Genomic DNA, 26,626 nt, shown 5'->3' with positions numbered 1-26,626 from the left:
CTTAAATTTCCTCGATGCATTGAAGATTAAAGCAAAAACGTGACGATGCTTTCACTGGGATATTTTTTGTGTCCTTTTTATTGTCTTTCTTGTCGTGGGTTCCGCCAAGTCTTTCCGACCAATTGGGCTTCGTCTCTTTACTAACTTTAGAGCCCGACGATTCGGTGCCGACGGAGGTTCCATAGCACTGGAGCTGGAAGATACTGTCATTGTTATGAACCACATGGACACCAAGCTTAAATATCTGTGTTTGGTCGGTGTAGAGTTTTGCCTCAGGGTGGGTGCCGAGGTCTTTGATCAACGATTGATCGCGTGCGTGCCCCTTCAAACTTGTCATAAGTCCGAGGTGATTACTAACAACATCTAAAAGGCTTTCGTGTGCAGTAATGAGGTTGACTTTTCTGTTCTCGCAGTGTTCCAGTACTTCGCGATCGATCGTAAACAGGCGCTTCAGACTTTCGAGCTTAGCGGCATTGACGTTTCCCAGTGCGGATTGGACTTCATTCCAGTTATGGAAAGTCTTTGGGTGATCGGCGGTCAGATAATCGCTCATCGCGTCGGCACTGTTGCTGTACTCGCCACTGACGCTTCTCAAGGCGGCATTGATGAGATTTTTGTTTTTCTTGTAGAACGCCGCACAAAGTGGGAGCTTGTTACTGAGGTCCTCGAAGGTATAATAAGTATCAAACGTGCCCTGTGTGCCTTTGTGATGGATCATTGGCACATTGTTGCCGGATGCATTTTTGATCTGGAGATACCCCTTGAGCTTTTCCAGGTTGCGATTTTCGAGCTTAACTTCCTCACCGATAGCTAGCGCAACGCCGGCGGTTTTGGTCACACATTGGGTGATGTATTCACCTATAGCTTTTTCGATACTCTGATCGTCATTTGGGTTTTCAGGTGCTACGATTTCTTTGTAGAATGTGAGGCCGTTTTTTGTGGAGTTAGCGTGCTTAGCAGCCTCCCATGCACGTGTGTTACTGTTGAGATAGGGAACACTGTCGGATTCGCAACTCTTTGATAAAAATGTTAGAGCGAGTTCCAGAAAGGAGTAAGCTTCGACACGGGCCTTTTGATCGATTTGGATCTCCGTGCGGTACTCAAGCATCTCGTGCGACTGCTTTGTAAACAAGATAGCAAGTACAGAAATGAACGCGCAAATCAGAATCGAAAGCAGAAGCACACTTCCACTCTGTTTCGAGGCGTACGCGCCACCGCGGGAACTAATGAAAAGACCCACAACGGCGCTTTCTATCAAAAAAAAACGAAAAGTAAACAAAAATCAGCGGCGGTGACAGCTGAATGCCGACGAGAAAAAGTGTCGGTTTTGGTTTTGACTTTTGGTGGGGTGGGTGCTATACTGAAACCCGTTTCTGATGATTGCAAGGTGGCAGTTGATTTTACGCGTTGCGATTGCGGGGGTCTTATTTTCTCCAGCAGTTTTGTCAGCGGAAGGGTTATCGCCTCGGGCGGAATCGGCGGTTACCGAGGGGTTGGGGACTTACTTGACGAACTCTTTGCTGATGGGGGTATTCATTTCGCTCGCAATTGCGATGGCCATCCGGTTGATGACGCGCGGAGGTATTCGGATGATTCCGGAAAATGGGCAAGCCTGCATCGAGAGTGTTGTCGAAGGTTTGGAAGGCATTTTGGAGCCCATTGTTGGACGCGATCTCTATCGGCAAATTTTTCCGCTACTTTTGGGATACTTTGTTTTTATTGTCATTCAGAATTTAAGTGGACTGCTTCCAGGAGTTGGCTCGATTTGGCTCAATGTTCATGATCAGTCATGGGAGATTTTTCGCCCGATGAATGCCGATCTCAACGCGACACTTGCACTTGCGCTCATTGCCAATGTAGCCTGGCTGTACTATTGCATTAAATGTGTTGGATTTCGAGGCCTTTACGAGCACAATTTCGGCAACAAGGCCGATAAACGTGAGGTGAGTTTGTTCGTCTATCAGTTTTTGTTTGTCATCTTTTTCGGTGTTGGACTTGTCGAATCGCTATCGATTCTCTTTCGCATCGTTTCGCTATCGTTTCGTTTATTTGGCAACATTTTTGGAGGCGAAAATCTTTTGCACAACATGTATGCAATGAGTGAGTTCCTGACTTCTGGAGGGCTTCAGGGAACGGATTTTTATCAAATGTTGGCGTCTGTTTCGACTTGGGGTGCTCAAGCAATCAATGGTCTTGCGCATGTCTTGGGATATTTCTTGCCTCTGCCGTTTTACTTTTTAGAATGCCTTGTCGGTGTGGTGCAGGCGTTTGTCTTTACGTTGCTGGTTGCCGTATACATCGGCCTTATCTGCAAGCACGAAGAGGAGGGCGCCGCGCAGGTGGCGTGAGAAAGGAATTTTATGATATTGGAAATTACAAATACGGGTTTAGTCGGGGCGCTGGGATGTTTTGCAGCGGCGTTTAGCGTTGCGAGCATCGGGACCAAGGCCGTGGACGGCGTTGCGCGGAATCCGGGTGCATCGGGAAAGATTTTGGTGCAGTCGATCGTTGGTATGGCGTTAGCGGAGGCGGTCGCGTTCTACGCACTTTTCTTTGCGAAATAATCGGTCGTGTACGGTTTAATGCCAGTTATTGCCAACGTACTAACCGAAGTCGCGAAGGCTTTTGGAGTTCATTGGCAGCTACTTCTCATCCAATCGCTCAATTTTTTGTGCGTCGTCGGAATTCTCTACTATTTCGCGTTTAAGCCCGTATTGAAGACGATGGACGAGCGTCGGTCAAAAATCGAGCACGGGTTGCAGTACGCGGATGAGATGAAGCAAAAACTCGCGCAAGCCGATAGTGCTGTGGAAGAGCGCCTAAGTGAGGCAAAAGCGGAGGCGTGTCGGATTGTTGAAAATGCGAAAATTGAGGCTGAGAAACACAGTGTACGTCAGCGGACAGAGGCGGAACATCTCGCGCATGAGATGATCGAGTCGGCAAAGCAAACAATTCAGGCCGAGAAGGCAAAAGTTGTCGATGATCTCAAAGATGAAGTCAAAGTGCTCGTTACAGATGTTGTTGCCAAGATATTGGTCAAATCTATGACGGATGAAGAACGTCGGCGTTACCGTACAATGGCCGAGGTCGAGTTTTGAAGATGCGCTCGAAACGAAGGATATCGGCTTTAGCAAAGCGACTCGCGTCGTCGTCGTTTGATGCCCAAGGGGCGCTTGACGTTTCTAAAATACGGGCTTTAGCGGGGTTAATTTTAGAGTTTTCTGAGCGTGACCGTGGATCACTACTGCGGAAGTACGCATATTTTTTAGGAGAAGCTTATCGCCAACGAACGGTCCGAATCGAATGTGCAGGGGATTGCAACACCGAGGCTATTCATCGCTCACTGGAAACGACTTACCGACGACCGTTGGAACTGATCGTTCAGGAAAATCCGGAGCTCATCGCTGGTGTACGCGTAACCCTCGGAGATCACATTTGGGAACGCTCAGTCCGCAGTGATTTGATCGCTATGCGGTCTTGACGGAATGTCGATTCTTGAAGAGCTTAAGTGGCGTGCAACCCTATGGTGGCGCGCGTTTTGTCGTGGAGAGCATGGCATTGGTTTTGATAGCGTATCGCCGTGTTGTATGCTTTTTTTGATCGCGATCGGGGTCACGACAATTCTATCGGCACAGAGTTACCGTTCCGGAACACAATGGAAGATGCAAATTGTTTGGGCGGCTATTGGAATGTTGACGTACTTTGTGATTTCCTTTACCGACTATCGTCTATTATTGCGACATGCCCATTGGATTTATGGTTTCGGGATTTTGGCACTATTGCTCGTCTTCTCTCCCTTAGGGATGCGTAAATTTGGGGCGACGCGTTGGCTGAATGTATGTGGTGTTGTTATTCAACCTTCGGAAATTGCGAAACTTGGAACCCTTATTATGGGCGCAGGAATTTTAGCGCGGACAAAGATTGGGGACCTCAAGGAATCATTATCGTCGATCGCGTATTTTTGCCTGATTTTTCTCATTCCAGTGGGGTTAATTATGTTGCAACCAGATCTCGGATCTTCTCTGCCATTTTTTCCAATCGCCTTCGCGTTACTTTTCGTGTCGGGAGTTCCAGGAAAATTTTTCACAACAATCTTTTTCCTCCTGCTCACTTTAATCGGATTTGTTGCCTGGGATGCGTACGCCTACCACCTGTATCTCGACGAAAATCACCTCAGTCCCCAAAACGCGATGGGGCAGTTCGAAAAAATTTCCTTTCTCCCGCTTAAAGATTATCAGCGCAACCGCATTATTTCCTTTGTTGCTCCCGATATTGTCGACCCCAAAGGGATTGGTGTCAGTTGGAACCTACGTCAGTCGCTCATTGCTGTAGGGACGGGGGGACTTCGTGGGAAGGGGCATCAAAAGGGGACACAGGCGCGTCTTGGGTATCTCCCGCAGTCAGTGGCGACAAATGATTTTGTATTTTCGGTATTTGCCGAAGAGCATGGATTTCTCGGCGGTATTTTGGTGTTGCTATTGTATTTGATTTTATTGGGAAATGGTCTTCGAATTGCCAGCATGTCGCGTGATCGCTTTGGATCGCTGCTGGCGATTGGTATTAGCGTGATGCTCCTGGTACATATTGGCGTGAATATCGGGATGACGCTCGGGATTATGCCCATTACGGGGATCCCGTTGCCCTTTTTTAGTTACGGCGGATCGTTTATGATGGTTTGTTGTGTCTTGCAAGGAATCGTCCAGAGCATATACCGATTTAGAAGCAAGTATTCATGAAGAATAATTTACAAAACGAGCAAGAGTTGCTCGACGAGTTAAAACAGGTGCCGGAAGAAGAACCCGCGCTCATTCCGGATAAAAACGAGTTACGAAAGTCCTCAAAAGCACGCGAGAAAGAGCAGCCACTTTTGCAACGTATCCTTAAAAAGCTCACGGTAGGCCCAAAGGTTTTTCGGGAAGTTGTTGTTAACTCCAATCCATTGGAGCGCCGGGTTGCATTATTAGAGGACGGGATCTTAAAGGAATTTTCCGTCGAATGTGATGATAAGGCCAACATGGTCGGGGCAATTTTTAATGGGAAAATCCAAAATCTAGAACCGGGACTCAAGGCAGCATTTGTCGATATCGGGCGAGAAAAGAACGCCTTTTTGCACTATTGGGACGCACTCCCGGCAGCAGATTCTGGTATTGAGGTTGTCCGCCATAACCGTTCTTCGCGCGCGCGCCAGCTCAGCATCGAAAAAATTCCGGAGCTTTATCCTATCGGCGCTGAAATCATGGTCCAAATTATTAAGGATCAGATCGGAACGAAGGGGCCGCGAGTAACGACCAATATTGCGCTCGCAGGTCGGTTTATCGTCTTAATGCCGTATGCTGGTGAGTGTGGGATTTCCAAAAAGATTGAAGATAAGAAAGAGCGCCAACGGCTTAAAAAGATCCTCGAAAAGTTGACGATTCCTGAGGGGATGGGTGTGATTATTCGGACCGCGGGAGAGGGGAAAAAGATCCGTTATTTTGTTCGTGACCTCCACATTTTACTGCAAAAGTGGGAAGTGATCCTTGAGAAAAAAGAGCAACGTAAAGGGCAGATCGTTCAGCTCTACCAGGAGCCTGATCTCATTGAACTTTCGGTTCGAGATTTTCTGACCGAGGAAATTGATCGCGTGATTGTCGACGATCCGGAAACGTACGACCGGATGGTAGAATTAGTAGGGAAAATCTCGAAACGTTCGAAGTCGAAAATCCATCGCTACCAAGAGGCGATTCCGGTATATGAGCGCTTTAATGTTGATCGACAAATCGAACAGACTTTCATGCGGCACGTCGCGCTCCCTTCTGGTGGGGAAATTGTGATCGATGAGGTCGAAGCGCTGACGGCGATCGATGTTAATACTGGAAGTCACCGCAATAAGTTGAGCGATGGCGATAACAACCGTAACTTTATCTACCAAGTCAACGTCGAGGCAGCCAAGGAAATCGAACGCCAGATCAAACTGCGCAATCTCGGGGGATTGATTATTGTCGACTTTATCGACATGAAGAATCTCAAAGACCGGCGCAAGCTCTACGAATTGATGTTCGAGCTTTTAAAAAATGATGCCGCACGAACTCAAATTTTACCCATTTCGGCTTTTGGTCTTATGCAGATTTCGCGCCAACGTCACGCCCAGAGTACAGTTCGCGATATGCGGGCAACGTGTCCTTATTGCGGTGGCCGAAGTTTTGTTAAATCCGCGCGTACAGTGAGCATCGAGATTTACCGACGGCTCGTGAATATTTTTAAAAAGTACGGTGCCAGTGTCCAGAAGGTCCGCGTGTATCTCCATCCGAGCGTTTTAGAATATCTTCGCAGTTCATTTGAAGACCGTCTCTTATCGATCGAAAAAGAGTACGACGCGAAGCTTTTTTTCCGTGCCGATGCGGCATTTCATGTCGAAAACTTTCGCATTACCGATTTTGAATCGAATGTAGAACTAAAGTAAAACATTGCCAAATTGTAACAGTCTTCGTAAATAGGGTAAAACATGAAAAAAGTTGCAATTTTGTGCGGGGGAGGGAGTTCTTCGGAACGTGCGGTGTCCCTGTGCAGTGGTCGGAGTGCCTATGAGGCCCTCAAAGATTGTTTCCCGACGGAGCTATTTGAGCTCGATGAGGATCGATTGCCAGAATTGCTGACGCCAGAAAAGTATGTGGTATTGCCCTTAGGACACGGAGAGTTTATGGAGGACGGCGGTCTTCAGGACCTTCTTGAGGCGCGCCATTTGTCGTATGCCGGGAGTGATGCTGCCGCGAGTCGTCTCTGTATGGACAAGATCGCGACAAAGCAAATTGCACAACAGCTCGATATTCCCACACCAGAATATATCCCTTATCAAGGGCAGAGTTTCGAAGAGCTTTTTAAGTTTTTCCAGCAAAAACCGTTCGTGATGAAGCCCGATAATAAGGGAAGTAGCGTAGGTGTGACCAAGATTCGTCATCCAGAGGACTTTAGCGTCCAAAATTTTCAAACGGGTATCTGGTTTGCGGAGCGTTGTATCGAGGGTGCTGAAATTACAGCAGGATTACTCGGCGGTAAGGCTCTACCATTGATTAAGATTTGTCCGAAAGATGGGTTCTATGATTATCGACATAAGTATATCTCAGGGATGACGGAGTATCTTGTTCCGGCGCCAATTGATGATGCGATGACTGCTCAAATGCAGCGGGTTGCGGAAATTATGTTCCATCGCTGTGGATGTCGCGACTTCGCGCGGGTAGATTTTTTGCTCGACGCCCATGGATTTTATTTCCTCGAAATCAATACCATTCCCGGTATGACGGCGACGAGTTTGTTACCGAAGGCAGCTGCCGCACGAGGGATGACCTACGCGGACCTTTGTCAGCAGATGGTCGAGGCCGCTATCATTCGTGATGCAGAGTGTCTCTATGTTTCTCCGACAAAAGAGGAATCCTCCGTTGGCACGTATTGATCCAACACGATGGAAGACGGCGCCGAAACAAAATCGGCGATGGCCCGTTAAGAAGATAGTTCTCGCCATTGCGGTTCTTTTATCGGTTTTTTCTGGAATCTATGGTGTCTTTTGGCTCCAGCGAAATCTCCCAAACCTTCAAAAGGCGCTTCTAGCGCAGCCCGTCCATCAGGTCATTTTTCAAACCGATGGTTATTTAACCGCAACTTGGGCGCGACCCTATCTTTCGTTTAAAAAAGGGACAGACATCATGGACCTGGACATTGAGTCGATTCAGAGGAAGATGACGCAGTGCCCACAAGTTAAGTTCGTCACCGTTTCTCGGGTATTTCCGGATAAAATTCAGGTTACGATTGCCGAACGCAAACCCATCTTACGGCTACTTGTCCAAGAGGGAGCGAAAAAGAAGGAGATGCTGATCGATGCGGAGGGGACCGTTTTTACGGGCGTTTGCTTATCGCCCTGGGAACGTCGAATGATGCCATTTTTAGCGGGAACGATTTTGATGAAAGAAGGGAAAGCTTATAAAAAAGTTCCTCATTTAAAAAAAGTCTGTGAGCTACTTTTACTCGCGAAGACCAAATATTGGCCGATTTACGCGCAAATGGAAGTGGTCATGATCGAAAACCTCAAAAAGCATTCTGTACCGTGGTCACGGATCAAGGTTCGCTGTCAAGATGCGGCACTTGTGATTTTTAAAGACACCGATTTTGACGAGCAACTCCAGCGCCTGAGTTTTATCCTTAATACCCCCGATGTCCGCACGCGATTACCAGTCCACCGGATCGATCTGACCTATGAAAAGGATGCCGTTGTACGCTTTCGCAAATAACTTGCACTTTCCACTGGAGTTGAAACGATGCCCTTTTTATGGAAGCGGAAACATTTTTTTCGTTACCCAAGAGCTTATCGGCTTTTGTACACTTTTTCCCAAAAAATACAGCGCCGTGGGACTGGATTAAAAACATCGAAACTGCGCTTATTGCCTATCGCGAGACCCATAAAGGGAAGACTTTTCTTGAAAAAAAATCCTTCTGGCAAAAGTACTGTGGGATTACAAACGGCCGCTCAATTGGGAAAAATGTCTATATTGGTAAAAACGTTCAATTACCGCAGGTGTGTACGATTGAAGATAATGTTTATATCGGAGACTATACAGAGATTCGGGGTGGGGCATTGATTCGTAAAAATGTGATCATCGGCGAGCACTGCCTTATTGGCAATAGCTGTGAGGTGAAAAATGCACTTCTAATGGATTACGTCCAGGTGGCGCATTTTAACTATGTTGGCGATTCAATTTTGGGGAATTATGCCCATCTCTCGGCAGGGACCATTTTATCGAACCTGCGCTTTGATCAACAAGAGGTAGTAATAAAGCCAAATACACACACCGGATTGAGAAAGTTCGGGGCCATTTTAGGCGATCATGCTCAAGTCGGCTGCAATGCCGTCCTTCTTCCGGGAACACTTTTGGGCAAAAACGCCATCGTTTCCGTCGGAACCGTTTTCGGAGGTATTTTAGCAGAAAATCAAACCGTTTATACCCGGCAGGAATTCGTCATGAAAAATTAAGCGCGCCCGAGATATTTCCCCGTATCGGTACTCACCCGGATGATGTCGCCTTCCTTAATAAAAAGCGGAACCTGAAGCGTTAGTCCACTCTCGGTCGTCGCGGGTTTCTGGACGTTCGAAGCAGTATCTCCACGGACCCCTTCGGGTGCATCAACGACTTTCATATCCACCGAAGACGGTAGGCGAACCTCCATCGCTTTCCCATCCACAAATAATAGGTCGTACTCGTGTGCTGGAACAAGATACTTCTTCTGGTCCTCAATTAAAGATGCCGGTAAAACCGTATCTTCAAAAGTTTCCGGACTCATAAAATGCACTCCTTGTGGATCCTCGTAAGAATATTCGTAGGTCTCAGTCGCGACGTGGCAAAATTCGACATTTTCCGTACTGCGAAATTTGACCGTAGTCGATGCTCCGGTGGCGAGATTCCGTAACGTTGTCTGTACAAAGCCGGCCTGGCGCCCCTGCATGCGGTGCATCATCTCGAGGACGAGGTGCGGTACACCCTGATACATAATGACTTTCCCTTTACGAATATCGGTTGGCGACGCCATACGCGAACGCTAGCAGTCGTGCTTCGAAAGGCAAGACGAATTGCGAATAAGGTTGCGCTTGCGGGGAGATGCGCATGGTCTGATATGGGTGATGATTTTGTACCGTCTATTCATTTTACCGGCTTTAGCGCTTTTGTTACTAAAAAACCTCCCCAAGATGTGGCGGCGCGGTGGTTACTGGCAAGACATAGGTCATCGTTTCGGTTTCCTACCGCATGTGATCAAAAAAAGGCCTCGGCTATGGATTCAGGCGGTAAGTGTTGGGGAAGTGAATGCGATCAAACCGCTCGTGGAGCGATTACACCGTGATTTTGAGATCGTCCTAACGACCACAACGACGACGGCACGGAAAATCATTCGAGAACAACTAGAGCCCTACCTTTTGTGGCATGGATATTTCCCCTGGGACTTTTGGCTTTTTAGTGTACTAGCCTGGCGACGTGTTCAACCGGATGCGATTATTTTAGTGGAAAGTGAATTGTGGCCCGAACATCTATATCAAGCGCGACAGCATAAAGTGCCCGCGATTTTAGTGAATGCGCGACTCTCAGACCGCTCGTTTCAGCATTATCAAAAAGTTCCCTGGATTGCTAAAAAACTTTTTCATCAAGTTTTTTCGATTGTAGCCTCATCGGAAGAAAATCGGCAGCGTATCGCGATGTTCTTTGAGAAAAATATCGCCATGTTCGGCAATTTGAAATTTGACCGAGCGGTATCGCCGATGGAACCTGCTGAAAAAGAAGCTTTAAAGCAAGAACTTGGGTTTCCCAAAAATACGCGTATCTTACTGGGCTGTTCGACATGGCCAGGCGAGGAAGCGATGCTCTTAGAAGTTTTTAAGCATCTAAAAGCTCAAAATTATCGACTCCTGTTAGTTCCTCGACATGCAGAACGGCGAGAAGATGTTTTAAAGGAGATTGTACAGGCCAATTGCTCCTATCACCAGCGTTCATTCGGGGTTTTTAAGGGTGATGTTCAAGGCATCGATGTCTGCTTAGCGGATACGACCGGCGAGCTCGCACGGCTAACACAAGTTGCCGATCTTGCCTTTGTCGGTAAAAGTTTGGAACCAAATCTCGGTGGGCAGAGTCCACTGGATGCGGCCCATGCGGGGGTTGCACTAGTTTACGGCAACCATATGGAAAATTTCCGCGAACTTTGCCGACAAATCGAAGCCGTACATGGCGCCATCCGTGTCTCTTCTCACGCAGAAGCTATTCGCGTACTTGTAGAACTAGCACAAGATGATGAAGCGTGTAAAAGTCTCGCCAACAATCTGAAAATCTGGGCCAATCAAAACCTAGGTGCTTCAGAAAAAACGGCGCAATACATTATCAACCTTATAAAAACCCACAAATGATCCAAATTCCAGAAAATTCTTTAGAGCGCATACTCAAAGCGATGGCACGGCTACGCATCCTCGTAGTGGGCGATATTATGCTCGATCGCTATATTTTTGGTGATGCACAACGGATTTCACCCGAAGCACCTGTCCCAGTTGTCGAAGTTGGTCGCGAGACCGCAACACTGGGTGCGGCTGCCAATGTTGCTCTGAATCTACATTCACTGGGTGTTTCGGTTGATCTTTTGGGAGTTTTAGGCAACGATCGTTATGGCCAACACGCACAATGGCTTTTAGAACAATATGAAATTCCGCTGTTGCGTGTGCCTACCATGACGGAAGCGCGAACGATTTTAAAAACACGTGTCGTTGTCCGCAATCAACAGCTTTGCCGTCTCGATGTCGAAGATCCTCCGATGCGATATGCGCCGAAACTACCGATCACAATCGATTGGAAGCGTTATGACGCAGTGATTATGTCTGACTACGCGAAAGGCGTGGTGACTCAGTCGCTGTTTGATGAGCTCGTTGCTCAGGCTCACGACAGTGGAAAAATTGTTGCAGTGGACCCGAAACCCAAAAATCACGTTATTTATCACGATGTTGATATCTTGAAGCCGAATTATAGCGAAGCACTGGCGTTATTATCGCTCCAAGACATACCTCATGGCGCACTTTGTGAGGCTTTGTTTCAGAACTTCCACCCCAAAAATCTTGTGGTCACGCTCGGAAGAGAGGGGATGCTTGTAGCACAATCTAACGGTATGATGCAAAAAGTTCCCAGTCGTGCGCGTGAGGTATTTGATGTTTCCGGAGCGGGCGATACTTCCATTGCTGTCTTAACGGCCGCATATGCTGCGGGCGAGTCCATAGAAACGGCCGCGTATTTTGCAAATATCGCTGCGGGAATTGTAGTCGGCAAAATGGGGACGGCAACGGTAACTGCCCAGGAGCTGCATAACGAAAATAAATTTGAATCGTGCGCGGATTTGGTTACACCGTGAGCGCATGATCATTAAGCCCAAGATTCGCGGTTTTATTTGTATCACGGCTCATCCTGAGGGGTGTCGGCAAAACGTCGCCGAGCAAATTGCCTATGTCCAGCAACAAGGTGTGATTGCCGGAGCGCCGAAGCGAGTATTGGTCATAGGTTCTTCCACAGGTTATGGACTTGCCAGTCGGATTGTAGCCGCATTTGGCTACCAAGCGGATACGATTGGTGTGTATTTCGAGCGTCCCGAGATCGACGGAAAGCCGGCTTCCGCGGGCTTTTATAATGCGCGTGCTTTCGATGAATTTGCTCACCAAGCTGGACGCATTTCGGAAAGTATCAATGGCGATGCTTTTTCGAATGCGATCAAACAAGAGACCATTCAACGTATTCAGCAAAAACTGGGGCAGGTCGACCTAGTCATTTATAGCTTGGCGTCGCCGCGGCGTACCGATCCCGAAACAGGAGCAGTGTACAAATCGGTTCTCAAGCCCGTTGGTGAAGAATTTCGGAGTAAAACGGTCAATACAGATACCGGCGAAGTCCATGAAATCGTGCTTTCGCCCGCGAACGATGAAGAAATTGCGGCGACCTGTAAGGTGATGGGCGGAGAGGATTGGGAGCGCTGGATCGATCAGATGCTTTCTGCCGGTGTTCTCGCAAAAGGTGTGCAAACCTATGCTTATTCCTATCTTGGGCCGAAGGTAACATGGCCGATTTATGCACAGGGCACGATTGGGAAGGCCAAAGAGGATCTTACGCGAACAGCAGGTGTTTTAAACAAAAAGCTCGAAGCGATTGGTGGTCGTGCAGCAATTTCCGTTAATAAAGCGGTTGTGACGCAGGCGAGTTCTGCGATCCCGGTAGTGCCGTTGTATCTTTCTGTATTGTTCAAGGTCATGAAGCAAAAAAATCTCCATGAGGGCTGTATCGAGCAGATGTATCGTTTGTTTGCCTCGCAATTCAAGCAACAACGAGACGAGCTCGGACGTGTTCGTATGGATGACCGCGAATTACAGCCAGATGTACAAGCAGAAGTCGAATCAATTTGGCCCCAGATTACGACGGAAAATCTCAAAGAGCTAACAAACTATGGGGATTATACCAAAGAATTTCTTCGGCTTTTTGGTTTTGGCCTAGATGGCGTCGATTACGAGCAGGAGGTAACATTAGGATGAATTCAGCCGAAATTCGAAAAAGCTTTTTAGATTTTTTCGCTTCCAAAGGCCACCAAGTTGTACCGTCCTCATCGCTCCTCCCGGAGTCACCCAATTTGTTGTTCACCAATGCGGGGATGAACCAGTTCGTTCCGATCTTTTTAGGCGAGCGCGTTCGACCCTATAAGCGTGCAGCGGATACGCAGAAATGCATCCGAGCCGGCGGTAAGCATAACGATCTCGAAGATGTTGGCTTTGATACCTACCATCACACGTTTTTTGAGATGCTTGGGAATTGGTCATTTGGGGATTATTTTAAAAAAGACGCCATTCACTGGGCATGGGAGTTATTGACGCACCGTTGGGGATTTCCGAAAGAGCGACTCTACATAACGGTTTATCGGCCAGGTCCTGGAGAGCCAGCAAGCTTCGATCAAGAAGCGTATGACGAATGGGAAGCGATTTGTCGTCAAGAGGGTCTCGATCCCGATATCCACATTCTTTCCTTTGGGAAAAAGGAAAATTTTTGGATGATGGGCGATATGGGGCCCTGTGGTCCTTGTTCGGAAATCCACATGGATCTCACGCCGGAGGGCGATACACGTGGGACACTTGTCAATCGCGATTCCCCACTCTGTATCGAAATATGGAATCTCGTGTTCATGCAATTCAACGCGCTTGGTAACGGGGAATTTTCGGATCTTGCAGCGCAAAACGTTGATACCGGTATGGGCCTCGAGCGGGTTGCCGGCATCTTTAAGACGACCAAGAATTTTACGGATTTCTCTCAAAAACCGTCGAACTACGACAGCGATCTATTTGATTACATTTTTCAGAAAATTGCTCAGCTATCGGGAACGACCTATCATGGAATGGTAGCTAAAGACCGTCAAAAGATGTCGGAACAGGAGAAAATCGATTTCGCTTATCGAGTGATTGCGGATCATATCCGGGCGCTGACGTTTTCGATTGCCGATGGTATTCTACCCGGGAACGAAGGGCGGCACTACGTTTTGCGACGGATTCTACGCCGTGCGGTTATTTTCGCCAAAAAGATCAACTTGCCGGTTGGAAGCTTTGCGCAACTGGCGGAATGTGTAATCGAAAAGATGTCGCCGGTTTTTTCGGAACTTTCTATTTGCCGTGAGATTGTCCTCAAAACGATCACAACGGAAGAGACGATGTTTGAGAAAACACTTCACCGTGGGATGGCACTTCTGGAAGAACGTTTAGGACAGACTCATTCGAAAATGATCCGTGGTAGCGATGCGTTTTTGCTATACGATACCTATGGTTTCCCGCTTGATTTAACGCAGCTTATTGCACAAGAGCGTGGTTTTGCCGTCGATGAAGTCGGTTTTCAAGAGGCGTTGGAAGCGCAGCGCGAACGTGCACGGAATGCGCAAAAAAAGTCTAAAATTGCCGTCTCGGAAACAAGTTCAGAAACGACTACGAAGTTTGTAGGATATACGCAAATGGAGGGTGTTGCGGCAAAAATTCAGCAAATCATTCGTCAGGAAGAGGGTGTTTTGGTGATGACGGATTGCACACCGTTTTACGGCGAGATGGGGGGCGAAATTGGCGATACCGGCACAATAGTATGTAATGGCAAAACGATACCGGTGATTGATGCTTTGCGGGATGCTCAGGGCAATATCTTACATAAGGTTGTGGACGCAGAAGGGCTATTGGTCGGTGATGAAGTCACTTTAAATATCGATGTTGTACGGCGTCGAGAGATTCAGCGCCACCACACGGCGACGCATCTTTTACATGCAGCGCTCAGGCATATTTTAGGCGATCACGTCAAGCAAAGTGGATCATTTGTGGGGGATCACGGGCTTCGATTTGATTTTAATTACTTTGTAGCGTTGAAGCCGGAGGAACTGACGGCAGTTGAGGCGTTTGTAAATCAGCGGATTTTAGACAACATACCGGTGACGAGTGAGGAAAAGCCGTTTGATGCGATCCCCAAAAATTGTATTGCTCACTTCCGCGAGAAGTACGGGGAAAGGGTGCGTGTTCTGAGTATCGGCGATCAATCGGTTGAGTTATGTGGAGGTTGTCACGCGGCAGCGACAGGCGAGCTTGGGATTTTTAAGATCGTAAAGGAATCGGCGATCGCAGCTGGTATTCGACGGATTGAGGCCGTTGTAGGCCATTCAGCCATTACTTATCTGAACCACAAACTCAAGACACTTGCATTGGTTGGGCAAAAGCTTTCGGTGAGTGATGGGGAAATTCCTCAAAAGCTCCAGCAAATCCAGGATGAGCGCAAATCGCAGGAACGTCGTCTAGCTTCCGTTCTACAGGTACAAAACCAAAAAACACTAGAGGAGGTCTTTCAAAACGCACAACAGCGAAAAGATTTAACTTGGATAACGGGATGTTTTGAGGTTGTGAGCGCTAAGGATTTGAAATCGCTGATCCATACGACGGTTCCGCGCAGCGATGTGGCGATCTTTATCGGTAATCTCGCGCAGGGTTCTCTAGCGATGGTCCATTGTTCACCCAAGGCGATTGCACAAGGCTATAAGGCATCGGCGTTGATTGATAGCTGGACACAGCGTTTAACCGGGAAGGGTGGTGGCAGTGATCACTTCGGAACGGCGAGTTTTGAAAAGCGCCTTTTGACCGAGGATATTACAATCCCAGCGCTTTGAGTATCCATTGAACGGCATTTGCTTGTTGACCATCTGTTGACTGAATTTCACGGATGATGGTGTCCGTTTTTTGGGGCGCATCCGTGTAATGACGAAGCGCTCCGAGGTCACATTCAAAGTGGACTCCGGAGAAGATGGCAATGCCCTTTCCGACAAAACATTTGACGATAGCGGGGTGACTATCTGGGTTATTGTAAATTGAAAGAATTTTTACGTAAAGCGCTTTTTTTTTACAAATTACATTTGGATGTTATGTTCTGACCATGGGTTATGAGAGATTTAATGTTGATGGTAAAAGTGTAAGTGCATGGCAAGTTGCGAAATTGTTAGCCTTCGAACAGGCGGCACCAAACAAAAAAGTGGGTTTTTGGACGACGCTTAAGCAGTTAGGAAATGCTATCAACCTGATCAACGGAAAAGATGTTCTCGGGGTGATGACTCGGGCGGAGTTGGAACAACGCAAAGCCGCTTTTGTTCCAAAGGATAATTTTGATTCTTCCAAATATGAATTTTCTCAGTCTAAATATATCGATTGGAAGTCAAATGAAGAAAAAAATCGAAAAATATTGGAGGATGATTTTAATAGAGAACATTATGATGGGGAGGAGTATGAAAATCCCCTTTTTAACGTTATCTCTAGCGATCAGTTTTCAGAAAATGACAGTGAAGAGGACGAAGAGCTTGTAAACGTTTTTGCTTTAGGAAAACAGCCAGGGACAGTAGGCTCGGAAGAAAAAAACATAAGGTTGAGCATGGATGATAGGTTGGCATGTAAAGCAAATTTGGCAATCTGCCAAAAGCAACTTGGACAGCTCCATCAGCAAGTTGAGCAATTAAAGACGGATTTCCCTGGGAAAAACTGGGACGAAATAGAGCAAAAAATCACAAGTAAACTGCAGGACTGTCAGACTAATTTAGATAAGACTAAGCAATGGAGTTACGGGGATTTCAATTCAATTGATACTTTGGCAAAATGTCATATAGAAATTGCAGCCGAGATAGACAAACAACTAGGAGCAATGAAAGCTGGGTCCGAATAAGAAAATTTTTGATTTTGATAAAAGAATCCGATACAAAAGAAATTCTAAAAAATCGGCGGGAATACGTTTAGATCCTCTCATGAGACTCCGCACTTAAATCGAGGAAAGGCTTGACCGCAAGCGGAGATTTGCTAGCGGTAGCTCCGAGGAGAGATGGCTGAGTGGTCGAAAGCCCCTTCCTGCTAAGAAGGTAGCCCTGCAAAACGGGGCTCGAGGGTTCGAATCCCTCTCTCTCCGCCATTTTAGAGCCATTTCAACAAGTATTGGCATTTCTGTTTTTGGATTTTTTGTGAAGTTCGAGTTTTTCGTAATTGTGTGGGGTCCCGATTTGCATGTGTCTAAGATTGGAGCGTCGTGGAGGAGTCGTTGTGCAAGAGATCCGTGTGCGATCCATGTCTCGTTTCTTAAAATCTCTAATCGACGATTTTTCTAAAGTAGCAGCGTTTTGGGGGCTAGGGACGGCGTGTTCGGCATTTTTCATTGCCTCTGTCCTCGACAGTATCTGCAAGTGGCGATATTTTTGCCTTCCACACACGGTAGCATGACAGCCACACCGCACGCCCTGCACTTTTCATTAAAAAAGTAAGGAATGAAAATTAAGCCCAAAGGCACCTCCACCCTAGCTTGCCTCCAGACTTTAAAAAGTTAGAGAAAAATTCCAGCAAAAAGTGCATTCGTGATGCAAAAGGCGGGTATTATTTCGTTGGCAAGAAGGGATAATTCCTTTACATAGACAGTCGCGTACTTTAGGTGGAGAGGACCGTATGATCGGAAAATTTTTAAAGTTGTTTTCGGGGCGTCATTACAAAAAGTTTTTGAAGAAATGCCAACCCAAGATTAAGGCTATTCATAGCCATGAAGCGGAGTACGCCCGGCTCTCCGACGATCAACTTTGCGAAAAAACGGAGGAATTTAAACAGCGTTACCAAGGAGGCGAGACCCTCGACCGTCTTTTGCCAGAAGCCTTCGCCCTCGTTAAAGAAGGTGCTAAACGGCTCTGCGGTAAAACAATCGAAGTCTGTGGACATGAAATTTCCTGGGATATGGTCCACTACGATGTTCAGCTCATCGGCGGTATCGCACTCCATGAAAACCGGATCGCGGAAATGGCGACCGGTGAGGGAAAAACGCTCGTCGCGACCTTGCCCCTCTATCTCAATGCGCTAACGGGGCGGAATTGCCAGCTGGCGACTGTGAACGACTATCTTGCGCGCCGTGACTCCGAATGGATGGGGTATTTGTACAACCTCTTAGGACTCTCGGTTGGCTGCATTCAAACAGGCATGGATTCCGAAGAGCGTAAAGAACAGTACGCTTGCGATATCACATATGGAACGTCCTCCGAATTTGGTTTCGATTATTTAAGAGATAACGGTCTAGCCACTTCTGTTGAAGAACAGGTCCAAAACGGACACTACTACTGTATTGTCGATGAGATTGATTCAATCCTCATTGATGAAGCCCGTACGCCCTTGATTATTTCCGGTCCCAGTACCGAAGAGGGGATGGCTCCGTTTAACGAGATTAAGCCCTTAGTCGAAAAAATCGTCAGCTTACAGAAAGAGATGTGTAACAAGCTGATTGATGAAGCCCGTGCACTTCTCGGAAATGATCCTCAAAACCGCGATGGCATCAAAAAGCTCTGGAAAGTAAAACAGGGGATGCCGAAAAATCGTCAACTCCTCCGTCTCCTCGAAAACGGTTCCTACGCCCGACAACTCGATAAGTTTGACCTCGAAATCGGCGCCGATATCAATCGTGAACTACGGACTGAACTCAAAGAAGAGCTTTATTTTACGATCGATGAAAAGGGCCAGCAGATCGATGTTTCCGAAATCGGCCGTCTCGCGCTCTATCCCGAAGATCTCAATGCCTTTGTCCTTCCTGATCTTCCGGCGATTTACTCCGAGATCGATGGGAATCACCAGTTATCGCTCGAAGAAAAGCTCCAACGGAAGCAACAAGCGGAAATGTTGTTTATTCAGCAAAGTGAAAAAATCCATTGCCTGAATCAACTCCTCCGGGCCTATATTTTATACAATCGCGATGAAGAGTACGTGATTCAGGACGGGAAGGTTGTGATTGTCGATGAAAATACGGGGCGCGCGATGCCCGGACGCCGTTGGAGCGAAGGCCTTCACCAAGCGGTCGAAGCGAAGGAGGGGGTAGAGATCGAAAAAGAGTCCAAGACCTACGCAACGATTACGATTCAGAATTACTTTCGGATGTACGAAAAGCTCGCCGGCATGACCGGAACCGCCGAAACCGAAGCCCAAGAGTTCTACGATACCTACAAACTCAATGTTATGGCGATTCCGACAAATCGGCCTTGCCGGCGTATTGACCTCAATGACCAGATTTATAAATCCCGACGCGAAAAGTATGCCGCAGTCGTCAACCTCATCAAAGAAATCCATCAAACCGGACAACCGATTCTCGTCGGTACGGCCTCGGTCGAAGCATCCGAGTTATTGAGCCATAAACTAACGTATGAAAAAATCCCCCATACCGTCCTAAATGCGAAGTTCCACGAAAAGGAAGCGGAGATTGTCGCTCAAGCAGGCCAACGCGGTGCCGTAACGATTTCGACTAACATGGCTGGGCGTGGAACGGATATTAAGCTCGGTGGTGGTGTTGATGCCCTCGGCGGACTCTACGTTATCGGAACGGAACGTCACGAATCGCGACGTGTAGATCGTCAGCTCCAGGGACGTTGTGCGCGCCAGGGTGACCCCGGAATTTCGCGCTTCTTCGTTTCTCTCGAGGATAACCTCATGCGCCGTTTTGCAGGCCCCCGACCGATTGCCGCTCTGTTAGAACGTAACTTTAAAGAAGGCGATGTCCTTGAGCACCCGCTTCTCAATCGCTCGCTCGAAGGCGCGCAAAAGAAGGTCGAACAGTTCAACTATTCCATCCGTCGTCGGTTGCTGCAGTATGATGATGTTCTGAACAAACAGCGTGAAGTAATTTACGGTACACGCAACCAGGTTCTTCAGTCCGAAAACGTCCGCGAAATACTATTTTCTTTCGTCGAGGAAGAAGTTCAGTCACTGCTCGCGCCTTGTTTTGATCAGGATAAGAAGGGACGCTTTGAGGACACCAACGATGCGGAAATTGCACTCGGAAAGCTTAACATGTATTTCCCGATTGCGCTGAAAAAAGAAGACCTCGAAGCGTATGACAACCTCGAAGCAGCGGCCGAGTTTGTTTTTGAAAAGATCAAAGCGGCCTATGCCGTGAAACTCGAAGTTGAAGGCGAAGATCTCATCCGAGAAATGGAGCGCTATGTTTTGTTAAACGCAATCGATCGGAACTGGCAGCGTCATCTTACCGAAATGGAAGAACTTCGGCGCAGCGTCGGCCTCCGCGGTTATGGCCAAAAAGACCCGCTCAATGAGTATAAGCACGAGGCGTATGACTTTTTCGAAGCCTTGGTTGCCCAAATCCGTAGCGATATTTGTAAGCGGATGTTCCGTATTGCTTCCAGTGACAATGCTCTGGGGATGATGATCGAGCAACTCTTTCATGATAGCAGCTTGCTGGGGCGTGATCAACCAAGTGATGCCTTATTTGCCTCTGATCACGAAGAAGACGGTAATGAAGACGAAAGCGAGGAATTTTCGTTAAGCGACTTCGACGAGGAGTTTACACTGTCGGATGATGACGCATCGGGTGCAGATCTGGGCGATCAAGAAAAAATAACTCCTGACTCGGACGAAGAAACGTTGAAAAAACAGCCATCCCCTGAGAAAAAGGATGACAAGATCTTAGATTTGTCATTTGATCAAGGGGATGAGTAAAGGCGACCGTTGTTCATTTTGCGGGAAACATCAGGCGCTGGTCCGTAAACTCATTGCCGGGCCAAATGGTGTTTTTATCTGTGATCGCTGCGTCGAGGTCTGTACCGCGGCACTTGGACGCGAAATTGAGGGTTTTCATAAAAAAAATCTCTCCGAAGAAAAAAAATCCGACGGAAGGATCGCGGTTAAGGAGGATAATGAAGCGATACAATTCAAATGTATCACGCCCTCGGTATTGAAGAAGACACTCGACGATTATGTTATTGGTCAAGAGCATGCAAAAAAAGTTCTTTCTGTTGCGGTCTACAACCACTATAAACGACTCGTTGCAAGTGGCGTGATTGAAGACGAAACGCGTCCAATCGATTTCAATGCCGATGAGGTCGAAATCGAAAAGAGCAATATTTTGCTGATTGGTCCCACGGGAAGTGGTAAAACGCTTTTGGCGAAAACGCTTGCCCGGGCGCTCGATGTCCCATTCGCAATTGCGGACGCGACGACATTAACGGAGGCAGGGTATGTCGGTGAAGATGTCGAAAACATCATTCTGCGTTTACTCCAAAATGCGGATTATGACGTGCGACGGACGGAGTGCGGCATCATTTACGTCGATGAGATCGACAAAATCGGCCGCAAAACTGAAAACGTATCGATTTCCCGCGACGTTTCCGGCGAAGGTGTACAACAAGCGCTTTTGAAGATCCTCGAGGGGACGGTTTGTAATGTTCCACCAAAGGGAGGTCGCAAACATCCTGAAGAGGAATACATTAAAGTTGATACGAGTAATATTTTATTTATTTGTGGCGGCGCTTTTGCGGACCTTGATAAGATTGTACGTGACCGTACGGGGAAAAAGGTTTTGGGTTTTAACGGGACCGCAGTGCAGGAATCTGACACTAAAATACTACACCAGGTACAACCGGAGGATCTTGTTCATTTCGGCCTTATTCCCGAGTTTATCGGACGTCTCCCGGTGATTTCGGTTTTAGATGAACTTTCTGAGGAAGATCTCGTCCACGTGTTGCGTAACACAAAGAATGCGCTCGTCAGGCAATATAAGAAATTGCTCTCATGGGAGGGCGTCGATCTGGCAATTTCTGAGGACGCAATCCGCGAGATTGCCAAAATCGCGCTGAAACGCAAGACCGGGGCCCGTGCGTTGCGTTCCATCATGGAAAATATCATGATGGATTGGATGTATCGGCTTCCGGATCAACACGACGTCAAACAGGTTACGATCGGCATCGAGGATGTTCGCAGCGCGACAGAATCACAGTCCTAAATGGATTTGATGCATTTTCATCGGCAGTATAAAATTTGGAGTTTTGGGTTCTATTTTTTTCTGTCCGGGATAGGCAACGCTAGTTCTGATTTTGATTGGGATCCTCCTTTGATGGCGATCCAAAGCTTCATTGCCCACGGGGAACTCCAAGAAGCGGAAAAAACGGGGAAAATGTTGCTAACGGTTATGGAGCCAATTCCGGGGCGGAATGATCTATCGCAAATGTTCCATGGAATAAGAACTTCCAAAAAAGACGCACCCATATTAACGGTTTATGAGCTGTTGGGGAATATCGCCTTCAAACAAAAAAAATTACGCCAGGCCGCGCATTATTACCTCGAAGCGGGCCAGATCGCAGAGAAAAAAGATCAATTGCGTTATCAGATTTTGGCGGCCGATGCTTACTACCAAAACCGGGATTACCACATTGCTGCCTCGATTTATGAGGCCTGTGATTCGCAAAATCCTAGCGATGAGGTGCGTTTCCGCTACGGCTGTGCACTGATCCATGCAGGTAAGCTCGAGCGAGCAGAAGCGCTAAAATTTCATTCAGAACGGCTACAGCAGCGACACGACTGGAATCTCGCGGTGTATTGGAATCACCTTGGGGATTTTCAACGTTCCTATGCTTATCTTTTACCTTGGATTCGCCAGTATACAACGGATTGGGCGTTTTACGATCTCTGTGCGCAGATGCAATATCGGTTAGGGGCATTTGAGGCTGCGTTGTCCGTTGTTGAGCATACAAAGCAAATTGCAGGTTCTGGAATCCAAGATCCTCATCTTTCGAATCTGCAGCTGCTAAAGATGCGCATTGGGTATCGATGTAACCGTTCTGAACTGTATTCTGGATTCGAAGAGACGGAAATGTCCGAGCGCGATCGGCCCCGTCTTTTGCTCTGGCGTTGTCTCGCGTTTTTAGAAACCAAAAATTGGGAGCAATACAATTTAGCTCGAGATGCGCTATGCGACTCGGACCTCGAACACTATCTCGACGGAGGTGTGCTAATATTGCGCGGACAAATTCAAGAAGCCGAAGCACAGCTTAAAACTCTTAGCCAATCCGACAGCCCATTAGCTCCACTTGCGCGAATTCGTGCGAAAGAGCTGTCTTATCGATTGGGAGATTAATATAAATCTGAGGAGAGTACCAAAGCGAACCAACAGAAGAGATGCATTAGTTCCGATATTCCTGGGTTAATTATCAGTTGTCTTATCCCTAATTCTTATCTTTTGAAAGGTATATTATAGTTTTCATCAAATCGTCTACTGCTCCTTGGTCATCGGTATGCTCTTTCTTATATTGCTCAAATACGTTTCCTAGGTATACGTTTTTACCCTTGTATTTTTCTTTGCTTTTGGTAGCAGTGGGATCATAAAGAACTTCGAGAGCCTTTTCTGTCAGCTCAGGATAAAGATTGTCTTTTTGTATAGAAAGTTCGAGTATTTGAATTCTATTTCCGATTTCCTCTTTCGAAACATTTCCCTTGCCACTTTCGATGTAAGCAATGGTTTCAAGTAATTTGTTTGTCTCCTCGGGTGACGCTGATAGGCAATGCTTTTTAAGTTGTTTCCTATTGCTCAGATAGGCGAGCTCAAAAGCCTTTTTCGTTAATTCAGGATGAGGATTGTTTTTTTGCATAGAAAGTTCGAGTATTTGAGCTCCATTTCTAATTTCCTTCTCTGAAACTTGATCTTTGCCACTTTCGAGATAGGCAACAGTTTCAAGTAATTTGTTAGCTTCGTCTTTTTCGAGTCCTTTGCAATGTTCTTGAAGCTGTTTTCTATCGCTTAGATAGGCAAATTCGAGGGCCTTTTCGGTTAATTCAGGGTGTGGATTATGGGCGACATCTTCTTTTAAAATGCTGATGGCTGTATCTTTTAATTCGGGATCTAATTTATTGAGCGTATCTCTAAGCGATAGCTTCCCTTCACCTTCGCTGGGCTTCGCCCGATGCATGATGTTTCTGATCGCAAACGCGAACTGCTGGGGCCCGCTTTCAACCAATACGGGGCCTTTGTTAGCTAATGCAAAATATCGAGCCGTTTCTGGAAGATTGTAAGAGAGCGGTAATCCGTTATTGGCATTTGTCTTATGAACGTTTTCGCGAAAAGGGGTATATTCTGTGACACGATCTTTTACTTTTGAAAGAAAATCACCCATATGTTGTTGAGGTCCAGAATTTTCTTCTGAAGGAAGATCCTTTTTGGAATAATCCCCGACAATTGCATCAAAGCTCTGCTTACTTGCCTCATCGGAAACGATGACAATTTGCATTGGGTTGAAGCCGAAATTTGCGTAAAGTGGCATGCCGTTGTAGTCGGCATTTTCAATACGTGTCAGTTGCTGTTTTTCAGAGGCACTTGTCGAAAGAATTTGAATATCAAAAACATTGATATCTGGGGTCGATAGGTTGTATTCCTTTTGAAATTCCGCTCCATGGTCGGCACAAAATTTTTGAACAGCTGGGTTTTCGTAGATTTTTTTGCAATCGATGCCATCTTTAAATGCGCACATATGCTGCTGCGAAGTTTTGATGTCATTTTCAATGTGCTTAATGATCGGTTTGAGGATTTTTGCCCTTAATTCTTGAATGTTCTTATCTTGTGAGGTATGAGGTAATTGTTCATTAACATGCGCTATAAATTCATACAATGGCAAGGTGTGTTCCTTGACCAGCGCTTCTAATCGTTCACCAGATGCTTTGATACTCTCGTTATTTTGTTTTGCTGCCTGTTCAACAGCACGGTCGACATTTTGAAATAGCTTATCAACTGCCCTGAGAGAATAATGCCCATTGAGCGCTATTTCGAGTTTTTTGAATGCTTTGTCGACTTTCGGCCGTTTGCTAAAAAATGGCAATTTGGAAATCAGCATAGGCAGATTATCATCTCGTTTTAGTTGGAAACTTTTATCGATTTCATCAGCTAATTTGCGTTCCAATTTTTTGAGTTTTGGATCGTGATCTTCTCGGAGGGTATCCCTCATACTTTTGAGGATATCCATCATATCGCCGCCTTCAGTGTATTTTAATACCTCCTGCCCTGATTTATTGAGTTTTTCATGAAGAGCATTTGCTTCTTCAGCATTAAAGCCCGCTTTATTCATACACTCCTCGAGTAGTTTACCGGCGCCGGTAGCGGCCTCCTTATTTTCAGTGGGAAACGCTTTGATGAAGTCGGCGTAAATGTTGCGGATAAATCCAGTGCAACCCTCTTGGCCTTCTTTAGGCGGGTTATTAGAAATTTGAACGGAGCCCAGTTTACCCATCGTTTTTGCGCGTGAGGCCGATACTAAAAGCGTCGTTTTTAGCGTCTGGGGGTTGAGTTCATCCAAATTGACTCCTGGCGGATTGGAGGATCTCTGAATACTCATAATCGTTGCCGCAATGGCCCGGTTGATGCGCCTTTTAACGTGTGGCATTAAATATGCATATCCGGCGACATTCTTTTGCGCAAATGCTTCAATCGAACCTCCAATCGCCTTCTGAAACTCAGGATTGCCGGCGAGGGCGCCCAGACGTTCGTCAGCTTTACCGACTAAACCTTCTTCGCGCAAATTCACAACAGGGCCATCAAACTTGGCGATCGTGGTTGTTTTTACATCGTTATCGACCTTGGTGTCATCAGGCGGAGGGGGGCCAGGTGGGTCATCAGGCGGAGGGATATCCTCATGGACTTCCTCCTCCTCATGGACTTCCTCCTCCTCATGGACTTCCTCCTCCTCATGGACTTCCTCCTCCTCATGGACTTCCTCCTCCTCATGGACTTCCTCCTCCTCATGGACTTCCTCCTCCTCATGGACTTCCTCCTCCTCATGGACTTCCTCCTCCTCATGGACTTCCCCCTCCTCATGGACTTCCCCCTCCTCATGGACTTCCTCCTCCTCATGGACTTCCCCCTCCTCATGGACTTCCCCCTCCTCATGGACTTCCCCCTCCTCATGGACTTCCCCCTCCTCATGGATTGCTTTGTCGATTGAACTCGCAGATGTAAAGAAAATCCTTGCAACTTCGTTTTTATAAGCTGCGTATTCGTCACTGTTGGGTTTGTCTAGATATCCGGAAAACTTTTGTAAAATTTTACTTGTTCCCATCTCTTTCATGACGATATTCAGGAAGCAACGATGTTTTTCTTGATCCTGGTCAGTGACAGGCTCTCTGATTGCCTCAGCATTCGTACTGATTGCACAATACTGGCAAGGAGACTTCTCTCGATCAATTTTGCCGTCTTCCTTCGTGGTCCAGTTAATGTATCCATCTGCATTTTGAGGTCTGTACAGACCAGTTATATTCGTATCTGTGTTTGCTTTTGTTTTGCCTGCCGATCTAATATCAAGCCCTGTTATGTAAGCTTCTCCACAGAAGCCAGCGATGCACCTCACTATGCTCTTGGCGGTTGCGGCGTCAACGTTATGTGAAACTTCAGAGTCTTTCCCCATCTTGTCTCGAACGGTGTTGTTTAGATCTTGGGCGACTCCAATTTTCTTGCTCCCGATATCTAGAATTTTGAGTACTTCAGAATTGAATGTCAGAGCTCCCCTTGTTTCATAATTTTCAAATTTCTTGACATCCTTGGCACTTGCGGCTAGCTGATTATTTCTATTAACAACGTTTCCGACGTTGGTGCTCATACTAGTACTCATATTCCACCCAATCCTTTGGGGGAATAGAGTAAAAATATTTCAAAAAATAGCAAACGAATAGCAACTAACGATGCATGAAAAGTGATGATCAAATTCTCAAGCGTTTACTTTAGGGCAACGAGTAAATAGGGATGAAGTTTTGAGAAGAGGA

Annotated in this window: 19 protein-coding genes, 1 tRNA gene and 1 pseudogene; 18 read left to right on the top strand and 3 right to left on the bottom strand. The window is 46.8% G+C overall.

Annotated features, from left to right (window positions below; translation table 11 throughout):
• Position 1: 1 nt before the first annotated feature.
• Entirely contained in the window at positions 2–1,240 is a 1,239-nt protein-coding gene (locus tag LW808_000650) for a hypothetical protein (GenBank protein UPA28569.1), read from the bottom strand.
• A 136-nt stretch (positions 1,241–1,376) separates the two neighbouring features.
• On the opposite strand from LW808_000650, the gene LW808_000645 reads away from it, so the two are divergent.
• From LW808_000645 to LW808_000605, 9 genes are read left to right on the top strand one after another with little or no spacing between them, the layout of a single operon-like run.
• Positions 1,377–2,348 (top strand): F0F1 ATP synthase subunit A, encoded by a 972-nt coding sequence (locus LW808_000645; GenBank protein UPA28568.1) that lies wholly within the window; start codon positions 1,377–1,379, stop codon positions 2,346–2,348.
• Between the two features lie 12 nt (positions 2,349–2,360).
• On the top strand, positions 2,361–2,564 hold the full coding sequence (locus tag LW808_000640) for an ATP synthase F0 subunit C (GenBank protein ID UPA28567.1): 204 nt from the start codon (positions 2,361–2,363) through the stop codon (positions 2,562–2,564).
• Positions 2,565–2,582: 18 nt separating this feature from the next.
• A complete protein-coding gene (atpF, locus tag LW808_000635) occupies positions 2,583–3,098 on the top strand; it encodes a F0F1 ATP synthase subunit B (protein ID UPA28566.1) in 516 nt (171 codons plus the stop codon).
• 2 nt (positions 3,099–3,100) lie between these two features.
• Complete coding sequence (locus LW808_000630; protein ID UPA28565.1) at positions 3,101–3,481, top strand: F0F1 ATP synthase subunit delta; 381 nt, start codon at positions 3,101–3,103, stop codon at positions 3,479–3,481.
• A 4-nt stretch (positions 3,482–3,485) separates the two neighbouring features.
• A complete protein-coding gene (gene rodA, locus LW808_000625; GenBank protein UPA28564.1) occupies positions 3,486–4,736 on the top strand; it encodes a rod shape-determining protein RodA in 1,251 nt (416 codons plus the stop codon).
• Positions 4,733–6,442 (top strand): Rne/Rng family ribonuclease, encoded by a 1,710-nt coding sequence (locus tag LW808_000620; protein UPA28563.1) that lies wholly within the window; start codon positions 4,733–4,735, stop codon positions 6,440–6,442. The genes rodA and LW808_000620 overlap by 4 nt, the downstream gene beginning before the upstream one ends.
• 42 nt (positions 6,443–6,484) lie before the next feature.
• Entirely contained in the window at positions 6,485–7,429 is a 945-nt protein-coding gene (locus tag LW808_000615; GenBank protein ID UPA28562.1) for a D-alanine--D-alanine ligase, read from the top strand.
• Positions 7,416–8,261, top strand: coding sequence for an FtsQ-type POTRA domain-containing protein (locus tag LW808_000610; protein UPA28561.1), 846 nt, complete (start codon positions 7,416–7,418; stop codon positions 8,259–8,261). The genes LW808_000615 and LW808_000610 overlap by 14 nt, the downstream gene beginning before the upstream one ends.
• 38 nt (positions 8,262–8,299) lie before the next feature.
• The gene (locus LW808_000605) at positions 8,300–9,001 is read left to right on the top strand and encodes a UDP-N-acetylglucosamine diphosphorylase (protein UPA28560.1); all 702 of its coding nucleotides are present in this window, start codon (positions 8,300–8,302) and stop codon (positions 8,999–9,001) included.
• Here the strand turns inward: LW808_000605 and efp are convergent.
• A complete protein-coding gene (efp, locus tag LW808_000600) occupies positions 8,998–9,555 on the bottom strand; it encodes an elongation factor P (protein UPA28559.1) in 558 nt (185 codons plus the stop codon). The genes LW808_000605 and efp overlap by 4 nt on opposite strands.
• A 91-nt stretch (positions 9,556–9,646) precedes the next feature.
• Between efp and LW808_000595 the strand changes: the two genes are divergently transcribed.
• The 9 genes and pseudogenes from LW808_000595 (at position 9,647) to LW808_000555 (ending at position 22,961) form a co-directional block, all read left to right on the top strand.
• Positions 9,647–10,915, top strand: coding sequence for a 3-deoxy-D-manno-octulosonic acid transferase (locus tag LW808_000595; GenBank protein UPA28558.1), 1,269 nt, complete (start codon positions 9,647–9,649; stop codon positions 10,913–10,915).
• A complete protein-coding gene (locus LW808_000590; protein ID UPA28557.1) occupies positions 10,912–11,901 on the top strand; it encodes a bifunctional ADP-heptose synthase in 990 nt (329 codons plus the stop codon). Before LW808_000595 ends, LW808_000590 begins: the two co-directional genes overlap by 4 nt.
• Positions 11,902–11,905: 4 nt before the next feature.
• Complete coding sequence (locus tag LW808_000585; GenBank protein ID UPA28556.1) at positions 11,906–13,066, top strand: trans-2-enoyl-CoA reductase family protein; 1,161 nt, start codon at positions 11,906–11,908, stop codon at positions 13,064–13,066.
• Positions 13,063–15,708 (top strand): alanine--tRNA ligase, encoded by a 2,646-nt coding sequence (gene alaS / locus LW808_000580; protein ID UPA28555.1) that lies wholly within the window; start codon positions 13,063–13,065, stop codon positions 15,706–15,708. The genes LW808_000585 and alaS overlap by 4 nt, the downstream gene beginning before the upstream one ends.
• Before the next feature lie 263 nt (positions 15,709–15,971).
• The gene (locus tag LW808_000575) at positions 15,972–16,748 is read left to right on the top strand and encodes a hypothetical protein (GenBank protein UPA28554.1); all 777 of its coding nucleotides are present in this window, start codon (positions 15,972–15,974) and stop codon (positions 16,746–16,748) included.
• Between the two features lie 147 nt (positions 16,749–16,895).
• A tRNA-Ser gene (locus LW808_000570) sits at positions 16,896–16,988 on the top strand.
• Between the two features lie 524 nt (positions 16,989–17,512).
• On the top strand, positions 17,513–20,548 hold the full coding sequence (secA, locus tag LW808_000565) for a preprotein translocase subunit SecA (GenBank protein ID UPA28553.1): 3,036 nt from the start codon (positions 17,513–17,515) through the stop codon (positions 20,546–20,548).
• Positions 20,541–21,788: pseudogene (gene clpX / locus LW808_000560) on the top strand (ATP-dependent Clp protease ATP-binding subunit ClpX). The gene secA and the pseudogene clpX overlap by 8 nt, the downstream one beginning before the upstream one ends.
• A 42-nt stretch (positions 21,789–21,830) precedes the next feature.
• Positions 21,831–22,961, top strand: coding sequence for a hypothetical protein (locus LW808_000555; protein ID UPA28552.1), 1,131 nt, complete (start codon positions 21,831–21,833; stop codon positions 22,959–22,961).
• 88 nt (positions 22,962–23,049) lie between these two features.
• Here the strand turns inward: LW808_000555 and LW808_000550 are convergent, their stop codons facing one another.
• Positions 23,050–26,463 (bottom strand): hypothetical protein, encoded by a 3,414-nt coding sequence (locus LW808_000550; protein ID UPA28551.1) that lies wholly within the window; start codon positions 26,461–26,463, stop codon positions 23,050–23,052.
• Positions 26,464–26,626 lie beyond the last annotated feature (163 nt).

This window comes from Verrucomicrobiota bacterium (assembly GCA_021294815.2).
Classification (GTDB): Bacteria; Verrucomicrobiota; Verrucomicrobiia; order Opitutales; family LL51; genus LL51.
This window is presented reverse-complemented; position numbering and strand designations above follow the sequence as displayed.

Bases quoted from the DNA above. Each gene is read 5' to 3' on its own strand.
- LW808_000550 (UPA28551.1), bottom strand. From the start codon at position 26,463: ATGAGCACCAACGTCGGAAACGTTGTTAATAGAAATAATCAGCTAGCC.
- LW808_000620 (UPA28563.1), top strand. From the start codon at position 4,733: ATGAAGAATAATTTACAAAACGAGCAAGAGTTGCTCGACGAGTTAAAA.
- alaS (UPA28555.1), top strand. From the start codon at position 13,063: ATGAATTCAGCCGAAATTCGAAAAAGCTTTTTAGATTTTTTCGCTTCC.
- LW808_000630 (UPA28565.1), top strand. From the start codon at position 3,101: ATGCGCTCGAAACGAAGGATATCGGCTTTAGCAAAGCGACTCGCGTCG.
- LW808_000590 (UPA28557.1), top strand. From the start codon at position 10,912: ATGATCCAAATTCCAGAAAATTCTTTAGAGCGCATACTCAAAGCGATG.
- atpF (UPA28566.1), top strand. From the start codon at position 2,583: ATGCCAGTTATTGCCAACGTACTAACCGAAGTCGCGAAGGCTTTTGGA.
- LW808_000555 (UPA28552.1), top strand. From the start codon at position 21,831: ATGGATTTGATGCATTTTCATCGGCAGTATAAAATTTGGAGTTTTGGG.
- LW808_000585 (UPA28556.1), top strand. From the start codon at position 11,906: ATGATCATTAAGCCCAAGATTCGCGGTTTTATTTGTATCACGGCTCAT.
- rodA (UPA28564.1), top strand. From the start codon at position 3,486: ATGTCGATTCTTGAAGAGCTTAAGTGGCGTGCAACCCTATGGTGGCGC.
- LW808_000645 (UPA28568.1), top strand. From the start codon at position 1,377: ATGATTGCAAGGTGGCAGTTGATTTTACGCGTTGCGATTGCGGGGGTC.
- efp (UPA28559.1), bottom strand. From the start codon at position 9,555: ATGGCGTCGCCAACCGATATTCGTAAAGGGAAAGTCATTATGTATCAG.
- LW808_000615 (UPA28562.1), top strand. From the start codon at position 6,485: ATGAAAAAAGTTGCAATTTTGTGCGGGGGAGGGAGTTCTTCGGAACGT.
- LW808_000640 (UPA28567.1), top strand. From the start codon at position 2,361: ATGATATTGGAAATTACAAATACGGGTTTAGTCGGGGCGCTGGGATGT.
- LW808_000605 (UPA28560.1), top strand. From the start codon at position 8,300: ATGGAAGCGGAAACATTTTTTTCGTTACCCAAGAGCTTATCGGCTTTT.
- LW808_000575 (UPA28554.1), top strand. From the start codon at position 15,972: ATGGGTTATGAGAGATTTAATGTTGATGGTAAAAGTGTAAGTGCATGG.
- LW808_000595 (UPA28558.1), top strand. From the start codon at position 9,647: ATGATTTTGTACCGTCTATTCATTTTACCGGCTTTAGCGCTTTTGTTA.
- secA (UPA28553.1), top strand. From the start codon at position 17,513: ATGATCGGAAAATTTTTAAAGTTGTTTTCGGGGCGTCATTACAAAAAG.